The organism is Streptomyces sp. LBL, from assembly GCF_029893585.1.
GTDB lineage: Bacteria > Actinomycetota > Actinomycetes > Streptomycetales > Streptomycetaceae > Streptomyces.
In genome coordinates, this window is record NZ_JARXYX010000022.1 from 120,767 (window position 1) to 140,929 (window position 20,163).

Here is a 20,163-nt window from a genome sequence, read left to right on the forward strand (position 1 = left end):
AGCCCCCTGTAGCCGCCCGCCTGTGGCCCCCTGTCACAGCCCGCAGTCGCAGCACGAGCAGCATTCACCGCACTCGCAGCAGGAACACGCCTCACAGCAGCCGCCGTCACAGTCCCCGCCACGGCACCACCCCTCCCGCTTCTGCCGCGACCACGGCCCCTCGTACTCGTCGGCACAGCACACCTTGCAGGTGCAGCACAGCCCGATCGCGACGGCGCACCCCGCCCACAACCCGCGCTTGCCGGGCCGGGGCGGCTCACCACCGAAAGGACTGCCGCCGAAAGGACTGCCGCCGTGGGGGTTCTGCGGCGTCTGCGGCCCCTGCGGGGTGTACGGCCCGCCGGGCTGCGGCGGGCCGAAAGCGGCCGTGACGTCCTCGGAGGTGTGCCCGCAGGACGGCGCCCCGAACGCCCGGTCCACCGAGCGCCGCAGTTCGTGCACGAGCAGCTGGTGCGCGAGCTTGCTGTCCGTGAACTCGGCCTCCCGCAGTGCGAGCCGTATCCCGTGGACGGCGTCGTCGGCGAGCCGCCGGGCCTCCGGGAGGGAGGTCCCGGTCGCGGTGAGGGGGTTCCAGGCGCCCGAAGCGGAGTCGGTCTCCCGGTCCTCCACAGCGTCGAGCAGGTGCGCGAGCCTGCCGAAGAGGCGCCCGGCCTCGGCGAGTGGCGCGGTGTTTCCGGGGCGCCCGGCGAGGATCGCGGTGTGCGCGAAAGCGGCGGCGGTCGCGGTCTCGGTGGGTTCGGTGACCGTCAGCAACGGCGTTCCCGGCCCCGCCAGCGCCTCGACACCGATCTGCCGGTCCACGGCGTCGACGAGTACGGCGGTGTCGAACCCGATGTCGGAGCCGGTCCGCGCCCCGGCCCGGCTCCAGTTCGTGGCGACGCGGCGGGCGGCGAGCGCCACCGGCCGGCGGGCCAGCAGCCCGTCCTCGTCGGCGACATGGTCACGCACCTTGGCCGACGCGAGCACCAGCGAGACGGCGGCCGCGAGCCGTGCTCCCTCACCCTGTGCGACCGAGGCGGTCCGCATTCCGCGCAACGGGCAGGGGCCCGCCGTACGCCGTCGCCCGCTTTCTTCGACGGCCTGAGCCTCCGTCAAAACCGATATCAGGAGCCCGTCGTAGTTCGTCACCACCCGCGCGAACTGTCCGTGGTCCTTGCGCAGCGCGAGACACAGCCCGCACAAATGCGCCATCCACTGGGTTTTGAGGCTCTCTCCAAGCCGGTGACGGCAAGGCCTGACGATTCCGAACACGACGATCCCCCGTGGTTCCTGTGGCGGTGAACTGCGGTGAGCTGCGGTGATCTGCGGCATCGTACCGACCGCCGTTCACCCATACGCCCCGGCCATCACCCGTACGCCGTGAAGAATCATATTTCACTCACAGTCAGCAGCCGTTTGCGAAACGACCCTTGGGACACCTGGACTCTCGACGGATTCGCTGTGCACCAGTACCGTCACAAACCCCCCGCGCGGCGTCTATCCACTTGGCGCACCGTCCGCATCATGGATGACCATAGGGATGCGGAAGCACGAAAGACCGCTGTGAGAGGAGGCGTCCATGGGATCGGTACGCAAGGCAAGTGCCTGGCTTGGCCTCGTCGACGACAACGAAGACGAGCGTTACTACGACGACGACTACTCCGAAGGGACCGAGCCCGGGGAGGCCTGGGTCACCGACGCCCGGGTCAGAGTGGCCGCGGACGTCACCGAGGAGAAGGGCCGCCGGATCGGCACGGTCACCCCGGACTGTTTCCGGGATGCCCGCGCCATCGGCGAGCTGTTCCGCGAGGGTGTCCCGGTCATCATGAACCTCACGGCCATGGAGGCCGGCGAGGCCAAGCGGGTCGTCGACTTCGCGGCGGGGCTGATCTTCGGCCTGCGGGGGTCCATCGATCGGGTGTCCAGCCGGGTGTTCCTGTTGACCCCCGCCGACACGGAGATCATCAACGGGGAGTCGGCCGCGCACCGGACGGACGGCTTCTTCAACCAGAGCTGAGGCAGGGCCGCTCACCGGCCCTGCCCGCTCCTGGGGGTCACCAGTCCCCAGGCACGGTCAGCGGAAGGCATCGAGCCCGGTGAGCGCCTTGCCCAGCACGAGCTGGTGCATCTCGACGGTGCCCTCGTAGGTGAGCACCGACTCGAGGTTGGTGGCGTGCCGCATCACGGGGTATTCGAGCGAGATCCCGTTGGCACCGAGGATGGTACGGGCGGTCCGGCAGATCTCGATCGCCTCCCGTACGTTGTTGAGCTTGCCGAAGCTGACCTGCTCGGGACGCAGGCGGCCGGCATCCATGCGCCGCCCCAGGTGATGGGCGAGCAGAATCCCCTTGTGCAGTTCGACCGCCATGTCGGCGAGCTTGGCCTGGGTGAGCTGGAAACCCCCGATGGGCCGACCGAACTGCTCCCGCGTCTTCGCGTAGTCGACGGCGGCCTGGAAGCAGGTGCGGGCCGCGCCCATGGCTCCCCAGATGATTCCGTAGCGGGCATGGGAGAGACAGCTGAGCGGTCCCCCCAGCCCTGCTGCCTCCGGCAGCACGGCATCGGCGGGCAGCCGTACGTCGTCGAGTACGAGCTCGCTGGTGACGGAGGCGCGCAGGGACCACTTGTGCTTGATCTCCGGCGCGGAGAAACCGGGGGTGTCGGTCGGGACGACGAACCCGCGGATCCCGTCATCGGTCTGCGCCCATACGACAGCGACCCCGGCGACGGACCCGTTGGTGATCCACATCTTGCGCCCGCGCAGTACCCAGTCTCCCCCGGCGTCGCGTCTGGCGTACGTCCGCATACCGGCGGGGTCGGAGCCGTGGTCGGGCTCGGTGAGCCCGAAGCAGCCGATGACGTCACCGGCGGCCATGGAGGGCAGCCACCGCTGCTTCTGCTCCTCGCTGCCGAACCGGTGGATGGCGTACATGGCGAGGGAGCCCTGCACGGAGACGAGGGACCGGATCCCGGAGTCGGCGGCCTCCAGCTCCAGGCAGGCGAGCCCGTACTGCACGGCGCCGGCGCCGGCGCAGCCGTACCCGCTGAGCGACATCCCGAGCGCGCCGAGCCCGCCGAGTTCACGGGCGAGCTCCCTGATGCCGGGCAGCTCCCCCTTCTCGTACCACTCGGCGACGTACGGCAGCACCCGGTCCGCGGCCCAGTCCCGCACGGTGGCCCTGATCGCCAGGTCCTCCGGATCGAGCAGCTCGTCGATACCGAGGGGGTCGGCGGGGTCGAACGGGGGCATGAGCGGTACCTCCGGCAGACGGCTCGAAACTAGCACCGCTAGTTACGGTGCCGGGACCGACGTTACGACGCGGCGTCCCGCACGTCCAGGCCGGCAACCCGGTTGCCGGAGGCGCGGCGCCAGGTGGAGGCGCGGCGTCAGGCGGGGACGTGGCGTCAGGCGGAGACGCGGGACTCCGTGACTTCGCGAGGGGCGGGCAGCTCGACGGTGCCGGGGGCTTCCCCGCACTGCATCACCCGCGGCAGCCGCAACGCCATCACCGCCCCCAGCAGCAACAACCCCGCACTGACCAGCAACGTGACATGCAGCCCGTGCACGAAACAGTCCCGGGCGGCCTGGCGCAGGGCCGCCCCGGCCGGCCCGCCCAGCCGCCCGGCCACCTCGTACGCCTCGCCCAGCGAATGCGACGCCGACGTCGACGCCGACGACGGCACTCCCGGCACGGACGCCAGCCCGGGCGCGTACGCCGCGTTCATCACCGTGCCGAGCAGCGCGATCCCGATCCCCGCGCCCAGCTGGTACGAGGTCTCGCCGATCGCCGCCGCCCCGCCCGCCTGCTCCGGCGGAGACTCGCTCAGCATCGACTCGTACGCCCCGAAGAGCGTCGTCTCCAGCCCGAACCCCAGCAGCACGAACCCGACCAGCAGCAGGCCCGGGTTGTCCTCGCCGCCCATCGCGGTCAGCAGGACGACAGCCGTCGCCGTCAGAAGGAAACCGCAGCTCACCATGCGTCGCGGCCCGAACCGCCGGAGCAACCGCGCCCCCGCCAGCCCCGCCGCCATCGCGGCGATCGTCAGCGGCAGCAGCCGTAGACCGGTCTGCAGCGGGGACAGGCCGAGCACCAGTTGCAGGTACTGCGCCGCGATCAGCTCCAGCCCGACCAGCGCGAGCATCGCCAGCACGATGCACCCGACCGACGTACTGAACGCCGGCCGCGCGAACATCCGCAGGTCCACCAGCGGATGCGCCAGCCGTCGCTGTCGCCGTACGAAGAGAACGATCAGCGCCGCGCCCGCGACCAGCGGCGCCACGGTGAACGGCCCCAGCTCCAAGCCGCCGAGCCGCTTCACGCCCAGCACCAGACAGAACAGCCCGGCCGCCGCCATCAGCGCGCCGACCACGTCCCACGGCCCCTTGCCCTCACCCCGCGACTCCGGCAGCAGCAGCCGTCCGATCGGCAGGCTGACCAGCATCAACGGAATGTTGACGAAGAACACCGAGCCCCACCAGAAGTGCTCGAGCAGAAAGCCGCCGAGCAGCGGGCCGATCGCCGCGCCGACCGCCGCCACCGCACTCCAGATGCCGATCGCGAGCGCCCTCTCCCGCCGGTCAGGAAAGACCTGGCGCAGGATCGACAGCGTCGCGGGCATGATCATCGCGCCGCCGACCCCGAGCAGCGCCCGGGCCAGGATCAGCACCTGGGCGGTGTCGGCGAGGGCGGCCAGGGCGGAGGCGATGCCGAACAGCCCGTATCCGAACAGCAGGATCCGTCTGCGGCCGACGCGGTCGCCGAGCGTGCCGAAGAGGATCAGCAGCGAGGCGCAGACCAGTGGATAGACGTCGACGATCCAGAGCAGCTCTATCGCGCCGGGCTTGAGGTCCTCGGTGACGGCGGGCACCGCCACGTGCAGCACGGTCGCGTCGAGGGCGACCAGGAGCAGGCTGACGCAGAGGACGACGAGAACGACCCAGCGGTTGGCACCGGCCCCGGCCGCCCGACGGCGCAGCGCGGCGGCGGCCGTGGTCGTCCCGGACATGTACGTACCTCCCAATGTTCCCTCGCGGTCGGCGGGGCTCACGGGGCGGGGGCTCCCCGTGACTCGGCCGGAGAGGAGCGGTGGTCTCCGGCCCGCGCACCGAAGGCGAGTGACACGTCAGCGTACGCGAGTCCGCTCGGGTGCCGAGTGGCGGACCTCTCACACTCGTACGGAACAGGTGTGGCGTACGCCACTCCCGCTCCCTGCCAGGCACGCCCCCCGCGGGCCGCCCGGCGCCGCGGGCGGTCGATAATCGCCCCGTGACCGATCTTGGAACGCGTGGGGCCCCGCCCGGCGCCGCGACCCTGCGCCGGGCGGCCCCCGCCCTCCTCGGGTACGCGGCGATACGCGCCCTGGGCCTGCTGACGCTGGCCCTGTGGAGCGCCGCACGCGACAAGAGCGCGTACACCTTGCTGACCGCTCGCTGGGACGCGCTCTGGTACACCAGGGTCGCCGAGCTGGGATACGGCTACGAAGTGCGCCTGCCCAACGGCGACGTGCACTCCAACCTCGCGTTCTTCCCTCTCCTGCCCTGGCTGGAGCGGCTGCTGGCCGCGGCGACCGGGCTGTCGTACGCCGACGCGGGCTTCGTCGTCGCCCTGCTCGCCTCGTTCGCCGCGGCCTGGGGTGTCTTCGCCGTCACGGACCAGGTGTACGGCCCCCGGGCGGGCGTCTGCGCGACCTTGCTGTGGGCCGTGCTGCCGGTCGGGATCGTGCAGTCGATGGCGTACAGCGAGTCGCTGTTCACGGCCCTGGCCGCCTGGGCGCTGTACGCGGTGCTGGCCGGTCGCTGGATGACGGCGGGCGCCCTGGCCTCGCTGGCGGGCCTGACCCGGCCGGTGGGGCTCGCGGTGGTCGCGGCCGTGTGGGTGACGGCGATCGCCTCGTTCGCAGGGGAGCGGAGAGGGCCCGGTGGCACGGCGCCGGCGCGGGACCGCGGCACGACCCTGGCGAGCGGCGCCCGACTCGGGGAACGCCTTCGCGCCCGACTCGGGGAACGCCTTGGCGTCCCCCTTGGAGAACGCGCCCCCGGCGTCGACGCGCGCCGTGCCCTCGGCATGCTGCTGGCCCCCCTGGGCGCCGCCGCGTACGTCCTGTGGGTCGGCCACCGCACCGGCAAGGGCCCACTCGGCTACCTCGACGTCCAGGCCGGTTGGCGCAACGGCTTCGACGGCGGCTACGCCTTCGCCCGCTTCGTCGCCGACAAGTTCACGTCGTTCCCGTCGGCCCTGGCGGGCGTGGGGCTGATCGTCGGAGTCGGGCTGATCGTCTGGCTGTACGTCGTCTGCGTACGACAGGGCCAGCCGCTGCCACTCCTGGTGTACGCGGGGGTCGTCACCGCCCTCGCCCTGTGCGCGTCGAGCTACTTCGGCTCGAAACCGCGCCTGCTGCTGCCCGCGTTCCCCCTCCTTCTGCCCCTCGCCGGGACCCTGGCCCGGGTGGCAACGCGCAGGTCGGCGCTGGTGCTCGGCGTGGTCGCGGTGGCCTCGGCGGTGTACGGGGCGTTCTGGCTGAACGGCACCGGTCCGCCATGATCGACACCGACCGTCAGTGAGCGTCCGGAGAATTCCACCCCATCATTCGGTGAACGAATTCATAAGCGCTATATAACCGTCACCAGAAACGATCAAAGGAATTGAAGGGGCCGGCCCGGCCGCATTGGGGATTCCTCGGAATTGAACCTCCGCCTGAGAGGAATCCCACATCACATCGTCATCACAAAGCCGTGGATTCGACCGGGAACTGAGCTCACTCGCTGTAACGTCGATTGGGTGCGTACCGATCGACACCTCACCCGTCTGGACCGGGTGTTCGCCAGGCTGGACCGTGAGCGTGAACGGCCGGCCCACATTGATGTGCCGAAGATGAGCCGGCACAGGGTCGCGCTGCTCGCCGGAACTCTCGCGTTCTATCTGGCGATGGTGTGGCTCGTGGTGATCACCTCGTGGCTGGTCCGTCTCGACTGGCTGGTCATGTTCTTCCGCCCGTACCAGCAGTGGGCGGGCATCCACTGGTTCGTCGACTACTACGTGGTGCTCGGCCAGCGCGGCCCGACCGCGGTGATGGTCTCCGCGTGGCTCGGCTGGCGCTCCTGGCGGCAGCACACGCTGCGCCCGCTGCTGACCCTGGGCGCCTCGCTGCTGCTGCTGAACATCACGGTCGGCGCCGCCAAGCTCGGCATGGGCAGACTCGGTCCGCACTACGCGACCACCATCGGCTCGAACGAGATGGGCCTGGGCGGCGATATATTTCCCAGCGGCCACACCGCGAACGCCGTGGTGACCTGGGGAATCCTCGCGTATCTGGCCTCCACTCCGGGAGCCCGCCGCTGGCTGTCCGCGGGGTCCGCGGTGGTCTCGCTCGGCGTCGGCATGGCCACGGTCTACCTCGGTACGCACTGGCTCAGCGATGTGCTCCTCGGCTGGGCCGCGGGCCTGCTGGTCCTCCTGGCACTGCCCTGGTGCGAGCCGCTGATCGCCCGCGCCGAGGACGCGATCTTCGATCTGCGCGACCGCTGGCGTGCCCGGCACGACGCCCCGGCGCCGGCACCGATCTCGCCCGTCAAGGCTCCCGTGCGCCTCAAACCGCTGACGGCTCCCCAGAACGAGACGGCCGCCCGCGCGTCCCGGGCCCCCGTCCACCTGGCCCCGGGCCCGCACACGACCCGCTCGGAGCGCACGCCGGTCACCCCGGTCGGCAGCCGCCGGCCACCGCACCCGGACCGCGTCGTACGGGGCACGAACTCGACGGCCCGCCCCCTGACGGGCGGCTGACCACCAGGCGACGAGGCCGGTACGCACAGCCCACCCCCGCAACGGGTGACGGCCCCGGTTCCTGTCGAGGAACCGGGGCCGTCACCTGTTGTCGTTGCCGTTCTCGTTGTCCGGTGAGCGTCCGGTCAGCCCTTCCAGGCCCGGGTCACCTGGCCGTCCTTCACCTCGAAGTTCAGACGACCACTGCGGTACTCCATCGTGATGATGGTCCCCGGCGGCAGCGACCGGACCGTCGACCACCCCCGCTCGCGGGCGAGCCGTTCCGCGCTGCCGGCGTCGAGGCCGACATAGGCGTCCGGGCTGTCGTCAGGTTCGGCGGAAGGTGTCGGAATGGGTGCCATACGGCCACGCTAGGCGCTGTCCGGCAACCGGGGAAGTCCAGGCTCGTTCCGCACGTCGCACGCCCCTCCCCGGTCACACTTCTGTCACAGAATCACGACACGCGTTTCGGTCCGACTTCGTCACACGTACGGACGGTTTCGAACGCCTTCCGCGGGGAATCGATCGTAATTCCCCGCGTGCCGCGCCGGCCGACGGAAAAGCCCGGCGGAAAGTTCCGGGAGAATCTCCTCGACCCCTCTTTCCGTCGGCGATTCCGGACGGCTCCGCGGGAACTGACACCGCAGAAGAAATTCCCGAATGCAGTACCGAACTCCCGTACACCCTCTGTCCTCGGAGCCCGTGTCGGCGCACCATCATGGCCTGAGCTCGCAGGTACGCGGGGCCCGGGCCGCACCCCAGGGGCACCGGCTGCCGGGACGACCGTGTGCGAGGCGTACGCGGTCATGGGGACGCCCGTGGACCGGCGCGCGCACCGCTCGGGGGCCGTCCCGGCGGGCCCCGCACGCCCTGGGGCCCCATCCGGTCGGCCGAGGCCGACCGGATGGGGCCCCGTCCCCGGGACGAGGGGGAGCGGCCTCAGATGTCGAGACGCTGCCCGGGCACGATCACGTCGGGATCACCACCGATGGCGGCCTGGTTGACGGCGTAGAGCCGTTGCCAGGTGGTCCCGTGCCGGGCTGCGATGCCGCTCAGCGTGTCGCCCGCGCGGACGGTGTAGTCGCCTCGGGACGCACCGCGGGTGATGTGCTGGGTCGACCGCTCGGGCGCGCTGGCCGAACGCTCCGGTGCCTGGTAGCGCTTCGACGGTGCTTTGTAGGACTTCGATGGCGCGTTGTAGGACTTCGACGGGGCCTTGTAGGACTTCGACGGGGCGGAGTTCGTGTTCGCCGTGCCGGAGGCGGAGGCCCCGGGCGCGTTCCCGGACGCTCCGGCCCGCGCCGAGCAGGTGGGCCAGGCGCCCCATCCCTGGGCCCGCTGGACCTTGGTGGCGACGGCGATCTGCTGGTCCCTGCCCGCCCGGTCGGCCGTCGGCGCGTAGGCCGCGCCGCCGTACGCCCGCCAGGTGGAGGCGGAGAACTGGAGTCCTCCGTAGTAGCCGTTGCCGGTGTTGATGTTCCAGTTGCCGCCGCTCTCGCACTGGGCGATGCGGTCCCACACCCCGCCGTCCGCCGCCGCGGCGTTGCCGGTCGCGGCCAGCACCCCCAGCGGGGCGAGCAGTGCCGCTCCGGCGAGGACGGCCGTGGTACGGGCCTGGTTCCTGCCGGGGGCCTTCTGCGCCTTACGGACGTTGTCGCGAGTGGTATCGGCACATTCGAACATGTAGTTCCCTCTCCACGGACTCGGGGTCCCCCAAGGCGAGGCGCCACGGCCCGTGTTCCACCACGGTCGTCGCGCTCAGCCCCGTCCGCCGGGGATCGCGCTGCTGGTAGAGACCAGGAAGCGCGGCCGGTGGACGTACCCGAGCGGTGCTCGATGCACACGGCCGGAAATCTAAGAGGGCGATCGTCCGGGATCAAGCAACTGCCTGTCGTCGCAGGCCAGTTCGCCGTTACTGCGAGTATCGGCGAATTTCGGTAACCCACTTCATTCACTGATTTCCTGATTTGTCGACCACCTCATGCGAGATCACGCGAGATTCTGTGACCCACTTCACCGCACCAACCCTCTTGCCATTCCCGGCAGTTGACGCTGAGTGCCGAATTCCGCACCGAACGTGAGCTTGTACGGCGGATGGTTCGATCCCGTTCGCTTTTGGGGCGTGACTCCCGCCACAGCTCGCCCGTTGTCTTCTTCATGAGCCCGGGGCCCACCCGGTTCACGGGCCGGGAGCCACCCGGTCCCGCCACGCACCACATCGGAGGGAGCCACCCGTGTCGCGCATGCTCGACGTCAGCGACGAGGTACGCGCCGAGATCGGCGATGAAGAGGCCGACCGGCTGCTCGCCGGAGAGACCGCCCCCGGCAGTTACGACTGCACTTCCTGCCGCACCGCGGGCGACTCCGCACAGGAGCGGACCAGCACCGTCCTGTTCATCGGCGACGAGACCGCCGTCCTCGCCTTCGCCCACTCCTCCTGCCTGCCCTCCCAGGTGGTCCAGGTCACCGAGGAACAGCTCCAGGGAGCGGTGAAGTCCATCACCGGTGACACCGTCGACCTGGAGCCGTCCAGGACCGCACCCGAGCAGGCCGTCCTCGGAGTGACCAGCGGACTCGTGCTGATCGCCGGGGCGTTGCATCCCGCGCTGGTCGTCGAGCCGACCGCGCCGATCGTGCGACCGGGCGCGACGGGGGCGGGCGACGACTTCCTGCCGCTGCTGATCGAGCAGGGATTCATGCCGATGACGGCGATCGAGAGCGCGCCCTCCGTTCTGCACGGGTGGTCCGTGCTGTTGGCGGTGGGCCAGCTGCACGCGGTGCTGCAGCCCTCACCGAACGGCGGACAGCCGGTCGCCTGGTGGCAGGCGCATCAGCCGTTGCAGGTCACGGAGAGCTGGCGGGCCGCGGCGAACAAGCACCAGCAGGTGCTGATGTTCGCGGCGCCGGTGGGGTCGATCGGGCGGCAGCCTCGGGAGGACCTGCTGCGGGACGCGCTGGACAAGGCAGCGGCGAACGGGAAGCTGGTCGCGTCGGCACTGCCCCTTGCGGGGACGTGAGGGCGCACCTGCACAAAGGGGGCTGGGGGTTGTTCGACAGCCGCGGGTTGTGCGGCAGCTGTGAGTTGTGCGGCAGCCGCGGGTCGGACGTGGCTGGTCGCGCCCACACGGCGAGGCCGCCCATCGATGCAGCCCCGGGCGCCCCCGCACAGCCCCGCGCCGGTGAAGGGGCGTCGCCCGACCGCATCTCATGGAGCTCGGGTTCGTTTGGACATACGTGCACATCTACGACGTTCCCCGCCGCCAGTTCCAGCCGCTGCCGTCCGCGCGAGCAGCTCAGGACCCTCCCTGCGGCCCCTCGGCCACACCGATCTACGACGCGCTCTACGCCGAGTACGTCAAGTCGTTCCGTTCGTTGCCGGGTGACCGCAGTGGCGAGGACGAACTGGGGTTCACCGCCTTCGGGAACATCCCGCACGGTACGGGTTCGTTCAGCAACGCGTACAGCGCCTACAGCGCGGGGGCGTACACCGCGCGCCAGCAGTCGCAGTGGCAGCGGGTGGGACAGATCGGCCCGGTCGGGCAGCAGCACCACAGGACCGGGATGCGCCACATGCCGGCGGCGCTGCCGCCCGGTCCACGCAGAGGGGTCTGAGACATGAGGAGGGCGGGCCCGGATCCGGGCCCGCCCTCCTCATGCGTGCGTGACTACTTCTTCCTGCCGCGCTTCTCGCGCACCCGCACCGAGATATGGATCGGCGTTCCCTCGAAGGCGAACTCCTCGCGCAGCCGGCGCTCGATGAAGCGCCGGTAACCCGCCTCGATGAAGCCGGAGGCGAAGAGCACGAACCGCGGGGGCTTGGTGCCGGCCTGGGTGCCGAAGAGGATGCGCGGCTGCTTGCCGCCCCGGATCGGGTGCGGGTGGGCGGCGACCAGCTCACCGAGGAAGGCGTTCAGACGGCCCGTCGGAACGCGGGTCTCCCAGCCGGCGAGGGCGGTCTCGATGCCCGGGACCAGCTTCTCCATGTGCCGCCCGGTACGCGCCGAGACGTTCACCCGCGGCGCCCACGCGACCTGGCCGAGCTCGGTCTCGATCTCGCGCTCCAGATAGTAGCGCCGCTCCTCGTCGAGGGTGTCCCACTTGTTGAAGGCGAGGACGATCGCGCGGCCCGCCTCGACGGCCATGGTGACGATGCGCTGGTCCTGGATCGAGATGCTCTCGGAGGCGTCGATCAGGATGACCGCGACCTCGGCCTTCTCGACGGCGGCCGCGGTGCGCAGCGAGGCGTAGTAGTCGGCGCCCTGCTGGAGGTGGACGCGCTTGCGGATGCCCGCCGTGTCGACGAACTTCCAGGTGACACCGCCCAGTTCGATGAGCTCGTCGACCGGGTCACGGGTGGTGCCCGCGATCTCGTTGACGACGACGCGCTCCTCGCCCGCCACCTTGTTGAGGAGGGAGGACTTGCCTACGTTCGGACGGCCGATCAGGGCGATGCGGCGGGGGCCGCCGACCGCGGTGCCGAAGGTCTGCTCGGGCGCCTCCGGCAGGGCCTCCAGGACGGCGTCCAGCATGTCGCCGGTGCCCCGGCCGTGCAGCGCGGAGACGGGGTACGGCTCGCCGAGGCCCAGCGACCACAGGTACGCCGCGTCGGCCTCCCCGCTCAGACCGTCGACCTTGTTGGCGGCCAGGACCACGGGCTTGCCGGCCTTGCGCAGCAGGCGTACGACCGCCTCGTCGGTGTCGGTGGCGCCGACCTTGGAGTCGACGACGAACACGACCGCGTCGGCGGCCTCGATCGCGTACTCGGCCTGCGCGGCCACGGAGGCGTCGATACCGAGGACGTCCTGCTCCCAGCCGCCGGTGTCGACGACCTTGAAACGACGGCCCGCCCACTCGGCCTCGTAGGTCACACGGTCGCGGGTGACGCCCGGCTTGTCCTCGACGACGGCCTCGCGGCGGCCGATGATCCGGTTCACCAGAGTCGACTTGCCGACGTTCGGACGCCCGACGACGGCGAGCACGGGCAGTGGCCCGTGACCGGCCTCGTCGATCGCCCCCTCGACGTCCTCGGGATCGAAGCCCTCGTCCGCGGCGAGCTCCATGAACTCCGCGTACTCGGCATCGCCGAGCGCCCCGTGATCGTGCTCGGCCGACCCGTCGGGCTGGATGTGGTCGTTCATGAAGTCCGTACCTCGTCGTTCATTCGTGGTGATCGGTGGAACCCCCGGTTCTCCCGGCAGATCCACTACTCGGTGTCGCCCGGCGCCCATGTGGACGCCCGGCGTTCTACCGGCGCCCGGTCAGGCGCCTGGCGGTTTCAAGGTGTGCGCTGAGCTGCTTCTGGATGCGCTCGGTCGCCTCGTCGAGCGCCTTGCGCGTACGTCGTCCGCTGCCGCCCGCCCGTCGCCCACCACCACCCGTATGGGAGCTTCGCGCACCTTCTGATGCCTCGAAGGGGTCGCCGAAGACGACGTCCACGCGGCTGCGCAGCGGAGGCAGCGCTTTTATCAACCGTCCGGGGCGGTCGGAACTTCCCAGCACGGCGACCGGGACGATCGGGGCACCGCCGCGTACGGCGAAGTACGCGAGCCCGGCGCGCAGCGCGGCGAAATCTCCCTCGCCCCGGGTGCCCTCCGGGAAGATCCCGAGGGCGCCGCCGTTGTCCAGCACGCCCAGCGCCTGAGTGATCGCCGTACGGTCGGTGGTGTGACGGTCGACCTTCACCTGCCCGATGCCGAGCAGGAAGGGGTCCAGGGGGCCGATGAACGCCTCCTTCTTGATCAGGAAGTGCGTCGGCCGCGGCGCCACGCCCATGACCATCGGGCCGTCGATGTTGTGGGAGTGGTTGACGGCGAAGATCACCGGTCCGGTGACGGGGACCTTCCAGGCACCCAGCACACGCGGCTTCCACAGCCCGTACATCAGGCCGACGCCGATGCGCCGGCCGACCTCGGCGCCCTTCTGCGAGGGCACGGACGCAGGAGTCACTTCGCGGCCCGCTTCTCCTCGACGAGTGTGACGACGCACTCGATGACCTGCGCGAGAGTGAGATCGGTGGTGTCGACCTCGACCGCGTCGTCCGCCTTGGCCAGCGGCGAGGTCTTGCGGCTGGAGTCGGCCGCGTCCCGCTTGATCAGGGCCTCGCGGGTGGCGTTGACGTCGGCGCCCTGCAGCTCACCGCTGCGACGGCCCGCGCGGGCCTCCGCGGAGGCGGTCAGGAAGATCTTCAGGTCGGCGTCGGGCAGCACGGTCGTCCCGATGTCGCGCCCTTCGACAACGATCCCCTTCTCCGCGCCGGCCGCGACGGAGCGCTGCAGTTCGGTGATCCGGGCCCGTACCTCGGGCACCGCGCTGACCGCGCTGACCTTGGCGGTGACCTCCTGGGTGCGGATCGGGGCGGCCACGTCGGTGCCGTCGACCGTGATCGTCGGGTTCGACGGGTCGGTGCCGGAGACGATGTCGGGCTTGCCGGCCATCGCGGCGACAGCCGACGAGTCGTCGATGTCGATCCCGTTGGTCACCATCCACCAGGTGATCGCCCGGTACTGGGCGCCGGTGTCCAGGTAGCTCAGGCCGAGCTGGGCGGCCACGGCCTTGGACGTGCTCGACTTACCCGTGCCGGAGGGACCGTCTATGGCGACAATCACGGGCTGGGCGGCGCCGTTTTCCACGGGGGGACACCTTCCTGGTGCGCGGTGGGAGTGTGCGGGGACGCCAAAGCGCCCCGCACAAGGTTACTGGCTCGCCGGAGGCCTTCCTTACTGACGGATGGCCCAGCCCCGATCCTTCAGCGCCGCCGTCAGCACGGGCGCCGCCTTCGGCTCCACCGTCAGCTGCACCAGTCCCGCCTGCTGCCCGGTCGCGTGCTCGATGCGTACGTCCTCGATGTTGACCCCTGCCATCCCCGCGTCCGCGAAGATCCGGGCCAGCTGACCGGGCTGGTCGTCGATGAGGACGGCCACGACCTCGTACACCCGCGGGGCGGACCCGTGCTTGCCGGGGACGCGGACCTGGCCCGCGTTGCCACGGCGCAGCACGTCCTCGACGCCGGCGGTGCCCTCCAGGCGCTTTTCCTCGTCGGAGGACTGCAGCGCGCGCAGCGCCCGGACCGTCTCGTCGAGGTCGGCGGAGACGTCCGCGAGGAGGTCGGCGACCGGCCCCGGGTTCGCGGAGAGGATGTCGATCCACATCCGGGGGTCGGAGGCGGCGATCCGGGTCACGTCCCGGATGCCCTGCCCGCACAGCCGCACGGCGGCCTCCTCGGCGTTCTCCAGGCGTGCGGCGACCATGCTGGAGACCAGGTGGGGCATGTGGGAGACGAGCGCGACGGCACGGTCGTGGGCGTCGGCGTCCATCACCACCGGCACGGCCCGGCAGTGCGAGACCAGCTCCAGGGCGAGGTTCAGCACCTCGGTGTCGGTGTCCCGGGTCGGGGTCAGCACCCAGGGGCGGCCCTCGAACAGGTCGCCGGTGGCCGCCAGCGGGCCGGACTTCTCGCGGCCCGACATGGGGTGGCTGCCGATGTACGCCGACAGGTCCAGGCCCAGCGACTCCAGCTCGCGGCGCGGGCCGCCCTTGACGCTGGCCACGTCGAGGTAGCCGCGGGCGAGACCCCGCCGCATGGTGTCCGCGAGCACTCCGGCCACATGGGCGGGCGGGGCGGCGACGATCGCGAGGTCGACGGGCCCTTCGGGCGCCTCGTCGGTGCCGGCGCCCAGCGCGGCCGCCGTACGGGCCTGCTCGGGGTCGTGGTCGGCGAGGTGGACGACGACGCCGCGCTGGGTCAGGGCGATCGCGGCGGACGTACCGATGAGGCCGGTACCGATGACAAGGGCGGTTCTCACTGGGCGATGTCCTTGCGCAGGGCCGCCGCGGCGCCGAGGTAGACGTGCGCGATGTCGGCGCGGGGACGGTCGGAATCGATGTGCGCGAGGACGCGGACGACACGGGGCATGGCGCCCTCGATGTCGAGTTCCTGGGCGCAGATCAGCGGGACATCGGCGAAGCCGGTGCCGAGCTTGCGGGCCGCGGCGGCCGGGAAGTCGCTGTGCAGGTCGGGCGTGGCCGTGAACCAGACGCTGATCAGATCGTCGGCGCTCAGGTCGTTCCGCTCCATGATGGCGGTGAGCAGGGCTCCGACCTGCTCGTCCATGTGGCCGGCCTCGTCCTCGTCGAGTTGGACGGCGCCCCGGACCGCTCGTACCGCCACGGCGATGCTCCTCACTGATGTACGGCTCTTGGAGTATCCAGCCTAGTCAGCCCTCCTCGGGCCGGTGAACGGCGCCCGTCGTGCAGGGCGACTCCGTCAGGCCGACCTGACCACCACGTCGTCACGCCGGCCTGACGATCACCGCGTCAAGACGGCCCGACCACCACCGCGTCAGGCGTCCCAGAGCGCCCCCAGCGTCGCCAGCTCGCTCTGGTACTCGATCCGGTCCGCCCACTCCCCCGGCCACACCTCGGCGCCCAGGTGAGCGCCCGCGAAGGCTCCCGCCAGGCAGGCGATGGAGTCCGAGTCACCGGAGGTGCAGGCGGCCCGCCGCAGGGCCGTCACCGGCTCGTCGACGAACAGCAGGAAGCTCAACAGTCCGGTCGCCAGCGCCTCTTCGGCGATCCAGCCCGCACCGGTGGCCAGGCACGGGTCGGTCTCGGGAGAGGGGGCGCGCAGGGCGTCCTGAAGGCGGTCCAGGATCTCCAGGCACTCGTCCCAGCCGCGCGCGATGAACTGCTCGGGCGTCGGGTCCTGGCTCCGCGTCCACAGGTCACCCAGCCAGCGCTCGTGGTAGTGGCTGCGGTTCTCGACGGCGTACGACCGCAGCAGCCCGACCAGCCCGGTCGGCTCCGCCCCCTGCGCGAGCAGCCGTACGGCGTGCGCGGTGAGGTCGGACGCGGCGAGGGCCGTCGGGTGCCCATGGGTGAGCGCGGACTGCAACTGGGCGGCGCCTGCGCGCTGTTCATCGCTCAGCCCGGGGACGAGCCCGACGGGCGCGACCCGCATGTTGGCGCCGCAGCCCTTGGAGCCGATCTGGCTGGCGTCCTGCCAGGGCAGGCCCGGACGTTCCAGCAGGGCGCAGGCCCTCAGACACGTGTTGCCCGGGGCCCGGTTGTTCTCCGGGGAGCGGTTCCAGGCGATGAACTCCCGCCGCACGGGCTCGACCATGTCCTCGGGTCCGAGGACACCCCGGTCCATGGCCGTCCGCAGCCCCCGGGCCAGCGCCAGCGTCATCTGCGTGTCGTCGGTGACGATCGCGGGCGTCGGCAGCTCCATCTCCCGCCAGGGCCCGAACTTGGCGAGGATCGACCGCACGTCGTTGAACTCGGTCGGAAAGCCGAGCGCGTCTCCGAGGGCGAGCCCGACGAGCGCCCCCGTGGCGGCACGCTTGGTGGGGTTCATGGTCATGCGGGACGTCCTTTCCGGGACGGTCGGAGGAGAGGGGGTTGCAGGGCGGTGGCCGTGCCCGCCCGGGAGCGTCTCCACAAGGCCGCTCCCCTCGCCGGTCACACGGACGGACCGGCGAGAGAGCGGGAACGCATCAGCGCCGAAGGCTAGAGGTCCACTTCCTTCATCAGCATCCCGACCTCCGTGTTGGACAGCCGACGCAGCCAGCCCGACTTCTGGTCGCCCAGGGTGATCGGGCCGAAGGAGACCCGGACCAGCTTGTCGACCGGGAAGCCCGCCTCGGCGAGCATGCGTCGGACGATGTGCTTGCGGCCCTCGTGGAGGGTGACCTCGACCAGGTAGTTCTTGCCGGTCTGTTCGACGACCCGGAAGTGGTCCGCCTTCGCGTACCCGTCCTCCAACTGGATGCCGTCCTTGAGCTGCTTGCCCAGGTCGCGCGGGATCGGACCCACGATGTGCGCGAGGTAGACCTTCTTCACGCCGTACTTGGGGTGGGTCAGCCGGTGCGCCAGCTCGCCGTGGTTGGTGAGCAGGATGACGCCCTCGGTCTCGGTGTCGAGCCGTCCGACGTGGAAGAGGCGGGTCTCACGGTTGGTGACGTAGTCGCCGAGGCACTGGCGGCCCTCGGTGTCCTCCATCGTCGAGACGACACCGGCGGGCTTGTTCAGCGAGAAGAACTGGTACGACTGCGTCGCCACCGTCAGGCCGTCGACCTTGACCTCGTCCTTCTCCGGGTCGACCCGCTTGCCCTGCTCCAGCACGATCTCGCCGTTGACCTCGACCCGCGCCTGCTCGATCAGCTCCTCGCAGGACCGGCGGGAGCCGTAGCCTGCGCGCGCGAGGACCTTCTGCAGCCGCTCGCCCTCCTCCTCGGCGCCCGGGAAGGTCTTGGGCAGCTTGACGTCCTTCTTGCCCGCGTACCGCTCCCGGTTGCGCTCCTCGGCCCGCGTCTCGTACTCACGGGAGGTCGCCGGAGCCGACCGTCCGCGCTGCTGGGGCTTCTTGGGACCGCCCTTGGCGCCGCCGCGGGCCGCGCCGCCGCGCCCGGCCTTCGGGCCCTCATGGGACGCGCCGGGGCCCACGTCGTAGCGGCGCTCCTCGGGGCGGGGCTTGCTGGGACGGCCCTGAGCCTGGCCCTGGCCCTGGCCCTGAGCCTGGCCCTGGCCGCGAGCCTGGCCCCGAGCCTGGCCCTGACCCTGGCCCCGACTCTGGCCCTGCTTCTGGTCCCTGTTGTTGCCGGCCCCGCGGGGGTTACCGCGCCCGCCGCTCTTGCCGCTGCCGCTACCGCTACCACTGCTTCGCATCAAAGTTCCGTCGTCGTCGTGTTAGGCATGTCCGTCATGAGCCCGTCGTCCGCGTCCGGTGCATCCGGATCGAACGACGGCACGCCTTCCTGGGTCTCGGCCTCGATCGCCTCCGCCTCCGGGAGGAAGGGCGCGAGCTCCGGGAGCTCGTCCAGACCGCGCAGGCCCATCCGCTCCAGGAAGTAGTTCGTCGTCACGTACAGGATCGCACCTGTTTCGGGTTCCGTGCCCGCCTCCTCGACCAGACCCCGCTGGAGGAGGGTGCGCATGACCCCGTCGCAGTTGACTCCGCGCACGGCCGAGACCCGGCTGCGGCTGACCGGCTGGCGGTAGGCGACCACCGCCAGCGTCTCCAGCGCGGCCTGGGTGAGGCGGGCCTGCTGGCCGTCCAGGACGAAGCCCTCGACGGCCGCCGCGTACTCCGGGCGGCTGTAGAAGCGCCAGCCGCCGGCGATCAGCCGCAACTCGAAGCCGCGCCCCTGGACGGCGTACTCGTCGGCCAGCTCCCGCAGCGCGTCCCCGACTTGCCGCCTGGGCCGCTGGAGGATCTTCGAAAGGTGCTCCTCGGTCGCGGGCTCGTCCACGACCATGAGGACGGCCTCCAGGGCCGGCTTGAGGCCGAGATCGGCGACGGTACGCGGCCCGGCCGGAACATCGGTCGTCTCCTCACTCACGCCTTCTTCTCCTTGGCATCGTCCTCGGGCACCTCGGGCACCTCGGCCACCTCAGGCGGCCGGTCGAACTCGTCCGTGACCGTCGGCGTCTCGTCCCCGTCCCCGCCGGTCCAACGCACCAGCAGTTCCCCGAGGGCGGTCTCCTGGTCGAGGGCCACGGCCTTCTCCCGGTAGAGCTCCAGCAGGGCCAGGAACCGCGCCACGACGGTCAGGGTGTCGTCGGCGTCCTCGATCAGTGCCCGGAAGCCGATCTCCCCCAGCTCCCTGAGCCGTGCTACCACGATCTGGGCCTGCTCCTGCACGCTCACCAGCGGCGCGTGGATGTGGTCGACGTACACCTGCGGCCTGGGCTTGGGCTGCATCGCCTTCACGGCGAGCTTCGCGAACCCTTCCGCCCCGATGCTGATGACCACCTCGGGCAGCAGCTCGGCGTGGTGCGGTTCCAGGCCCACGGTACGGGGACAGCGCCGGGCCTCCGCGTCGAGCCGGCCGCTGAAGATGTCGGCGATCTGCTTGTAGGCGCGGTACTGGAGCAGCCGCGCGAACAGCAGGTCCCGGGCTTCGAGGAGCGCGAGGTCGGCTTCGTCCTCGACCTCCGCGGCAGGCAGCAGCCGGGCCGCCTTCAGGTCGAGCAGGGTGGCGGCGACGACCAGGAACTCCGTCGTCTGGTCCAGGTCCCAGTCCGGGCCCATCGCCCGGATGTGCGCCATGAACTCGTCGGTGACTTTCGACAGCGCGACCTCGGTGACGTCCAGCTTGTGCCTGGAGATCAGTTGGAGGAGCAGGTCGAAGGGACCCTCGAAGTTGGACAGGCGGACCGTGAAGACCCCTTCCGCGGGTTCTTCACCCTCCGCGGCGACCGTGGGCTCCCCCGCGGGTGGTGGGGCCACCGGAGGCGAGGCCACCGGAGCAGGAGGTTCCGGAACCGGCGGAGGCTCAACCGGAACGGCCGGAGGCTCAACCGGAACGGCCGGGCGCTCAACCGGAACCGGCTCCGCCCCCGGCCCCCTCCCCAACGCACGCCGACGGCCGGCGGAGACGCCGGCGCCGGAGGGAACGTCGTTCGAGGTCATGGCCCCCGCAGGCTA

19 protein-coding genes are annotated in these 20,163 nt (G+C 71.0%); 5 read left to right on the top strand and 14 right to left on the bottom strand.

Features of this window, described 5'->3' with window-relative positions:
- Positions 1-33: 33 nt before the first annotated feature.
- On the bottom strand, positions 34-1,251 hold the full coding sequence (locus M2271_RS25895; protein ID WP_280889729.1) for a DUF5685 family protein: 1,218 nt from the start codon (positions 1,249-1,251) through the stop codon (positions 34-36).
- A 307-nt stretch (positions 1,252-1,558) separates the two neighbouring features.
- Here M2271_RS25895 and M2271_RS25900 point away from each other — a divergent pair, with 307 nt between their 5' ends.
- Positions 1,559-1,996, top strand: coding sequence for a cell division protein SepF (locus M2271_RS25900; RefSeq protein ID WP_280889730.1), 438 nt, complete (start codon positions 1,559-1,561; stop codon positions 1,994-1,996).
- A 57-nt stretch (positions 1,997-2,053) separates the two neighbouring features.
- Here the strand turns inward: M2271_RS25900 and M2271_RS25905 are convergent, their stop codons facing one another.
- On the bottom strand, positions 2,054-3,229 hold the full coding sequence (locus M2271_RS25905) for an acyl-CoA dehydrogenase family protein (RefSeq protein ID WP_280889731.1): 1,176 nt from the start codon (positions 3,227-3,229) through the stop codon (positions 2,054-2,056).
- Positions 3,230-3,384: 155 nt separating this feature from the next.
- The gene (locus M2271_RS25910; protein ID WP_280889732.1) at positions 3,385-4,986 is read right to left on the bottom strand and encodes an MFS transporter; all 1,602 of its coding nucleotides are present in this window, start codon (positions 4,984-4,986) and stop codon (positions 3,385-3,387) included.
- 260 nt (positions 4,987-5,246) lie between these two features.
- Here M2271_RS25910 and M2271_RS25915 point away from each other — a divergent pair, with 260 nt between their 5' ends.
- Both M2271_RS25915 and M2271_RS25920 read left to right on the top strand, forming a co-directional pair.
- Positions 5,247-6,521, top strand: a complete 1,275-nt coding sequence (locus M2271_RS25915; protein WP_280889733.1) for a mannosyltransferase family protein — start codon at positions 5,247-5,249, stop codon at positions 6,519-6,521.
- A gap of 237 nt (positions 6,522-6,758) precedes the next feature.
- On the top strand, positions 6,759-7,760 hold the full coding sequence (locus M2271_RS25920) for a phosphatase PAP2 family protein (RefSeq protein WP_280889734.1): 1,002 nt from the start codon (positions 6,759-6,761) through the stop codon (positions 7,758-7,760).
- A gap of 125 nt (positions 7,761-7,885) precedes the next feature.
- Here the strand turns inward: M2271_RS25920 and M2271_RS25925 are convergent, their stop codons facing one another.
- Together M2271_RS25925 and M2271_RS25930 are read right to left on the bottom strand one after the other, a co-directional pair.
- Positions 7,886-8,101 (bottom strand): I78 family peptidase inhibitor, encoded by a 216-nt coding sequence (locus M2271_RS25925; RefSeq protein WP_280889735.1) that lies wholly within the window; start codon positions 8,099-8,101, stop codon positions 7,886-7,888.
- A 577-nt stretch (positions 8,102-8,678) separates the two neighbouring features.
- Positions 8,679-9,422, bottom strand: coding sequence for a transglycosylase family protein (locus M2271_RS25930; protein WP_280889736.1), 744 nt, complete (start codon positions 9,420-9,422; stop codon positions 8,679-8,681).
- Positions 9,423-9,973: 551 nt separating this feature from the next.
- Here M2271_RS25930 and M2271_RS25935 point away from each other — a divergent pair.
- Positions 9,974-10,756, top strand: a complete 783-nt coding sequence (locus tag M2271_RS25935) for a hypothetical protein (protein ID WP_280889737.1) — start codon at positions 9,974-9,976, stop codon at positions 10,754-10,756.
- Positions 10,757-10,973: 217 nt separating this feature from the next.
- A complete protein-coding gene (locus tag M2271_RS25940) occupies positions 10,974-11,351 on the top strand; it encodes a hypothetical protein (RefSeq protein WP_280889738.1) in 378 nt (125 codons plus the stop codon).
- Between the two features lie 53 nt (positions 11,352-11,404).
- Here M2271_RS25940 and der read toward each other — a convergent pair whose 3' ends face one another.
- The 9 genes from der to M2271_RS25985 form a co-directional block, all read right to left on the bottom strand.
- Entirely contained in the window at positions 11,405-12,877 is a 1,473-nt protein-coding gene (gene der / locus M2271_RS25945) for a ribosome biogenesis GTPase Der (protein WP_280889739.1), read from the bottom strand.
- A 106-nt stretch (positions 12,878-12,983) separates the two neighbouring features.
- Complete coding sequence (locus tag M2271_RS25950) at positions 12,984-13,619, bottom strand: lysophospholipid acyltransferase family protein (protein WP_280889767.1); 636 nt, start codon at positions 13,617-13,619, stop codon at positions 12,984-12,986.
- 62 nt (positions 13,620-13,681) lie between these two features.
- Positions 13,682-14,368, bottom strand: a complete 687-nt coding sequence (gene cmk / locus M2271_RS25955; RefSeq protein ID WP_280889740.1) for a (d)CMP kinase — start codon at positions 14,366-14,368, stop codon at positions 13,682-13,684.
- Positions 14,369-14,455: 87 nt separating this feature from the next.
- On the bottom strand, positions 14,456-15,541 hold the full coding sequence (locus M2271_RS25960) for a prephenate dehydrogenase (protein ID WP_280889741.1): 1,086 nt from the start codon (positions 15,539-15,541) through the stop codon (positions 14,456-14,458).
- Positions 15,538-15,906: a chorismate mutase gene (gene aroH / locus M2271_RS25965; RefSeq protein ID WP_280889742.1), complete on the bottom strand. Its 369-nt coding sequence runs from the start codon at positions 15,904-15,906 to the stop codon at positions 15,538-15,540. Before aroH ends, M2271_RS25960 begins: the two co-directional genes overlap by 4 nt.
- A 171-nt stretch (positions 15,907-16,077) precedes the next feature.
- Positions 16,078-17,097, bottom strand: coding sequence for an ADP-ribosylglycohydrolase family protein (locus tag M2271_RS25970; protein WP_280889743.1), 1,020 nt, complete (start codon positions 17,095-17,097; stop codon positions 16,078-16,080).
- Positions 17,098-17,243: 146 nt separating this feature from the next.
- The gene (locus tag M2271_RS25975) at positions 17,244-18,401 is read right to left on the bottom strand and encodes a pseudouridine synthase (RefSeq protein WP_280889744.1); all 1,158 of its coding nucleotides are present in this window, start codon (positions 18,399-18,401) and stop codon (positions 17,244-17,246) included.
- On the bottom strand, positions 18,401-19,075 hold the full coding sequence (gene scpB / locus M2271_RS25980) for an SMC-Scp complex subunit ScpB (protein WP_280889745.1): 675 nt from the start codon (positions 19,073-19,075) through the stop codon (positions 18,401-18,403). Before scpB ends, M2271_RS25975 begins: the two co-directional genes overlap by 1 nt.
- Positions 19,072-20,148, bottom strand: coding sequence for a segregation/condensation protein A (locus M2271_RS25985; RefSeq protein ID WP_280889746.1), 1,077 nt, complete (start codon positions 20,146-20,148; stop codon positions 19,072-19,074). Before M2271_RS25985 ends, scpB begins: the two co-directional genes overlap by 4 nt.
- Positions 20,149-20,163 lie beyond the last annotated feature (15 nt).

Excerpts from the sequence above, each read along its gene's own strand:
- M2271_RS25900 (WP_280889730.1), top strand. The coding sequence starts at position 1,559 with ATGGGATCGGTACGCAAGGCAAGTGCCTGGCTTGGCCTCGTCGACGAC.
- M2271_RS25905 (WP_280889731.1), bottom strand. The coding sequence starts at position 3,229 with ATGCCCCCGTTCGACCCCGCCGACCCCCTCGGTATCGACGAGCTGCTC.
- M2271_RS25910 (WP_280889732.1), bottom strand. The coding sequence starts at position 4,986 with ATGTCCGGGACGACCACGGCCGCCGCCGCGCTGCGCCGTCGGGCGGCC.
- M2271_RS25925 (WP_280889735.1), bottom strand. The coding sequence starts at position 8,101 with ATGGCACCCATTCCGACACCTTCCGCCGAACCTGACGACAGCCCGGAC.
- M2271_RS25930 (WP_280889736.1), bottom strand. The coding sequence starts at position 9,422 with ATGTTCGAATGTGCCGATACCACTCGCGACAACGTCCGTAAGGCGCAG.
- der (WP_280889739.1), bottom strand. The coding sequence starts at position 12,877 with ATGAACGACCACATCCAGCCCGACGGGTCGGCCGAGCACGATCACGGG.
- M2271_RS25950 (WP_280889767.1), bottom strand. The coding sequence starts at position 13,619 with ATGTACGGGCTGTGGAAGCCGCGTGTGCTGGGTGCCTGGAAGGTCCCC.
- M2271_RS25970 (WP_280889743.1), bottom strand. The coding sequence starts at position 17,097 with ATGACCATGAACCCCACCAAGCGTGCCGCCACGGGGGCGCTCGTCGGG.
- M2271_RS25975 (WP_280889744.1), bottom strand. The coding sequence starts at position 18,401 with ATGCGAAGCAGTGGTAGCGGTAGCGGCAGCGGCAAGAGCGGCGGGCGC.
- M2271_RS25985 (WP_280889746.1), bottom strand. The coding sequence starts at position 20,148 with ATGACCTCGAACGACGTTCCCTCCGGCGCCGGCGTCTCCGCCGGCCGT.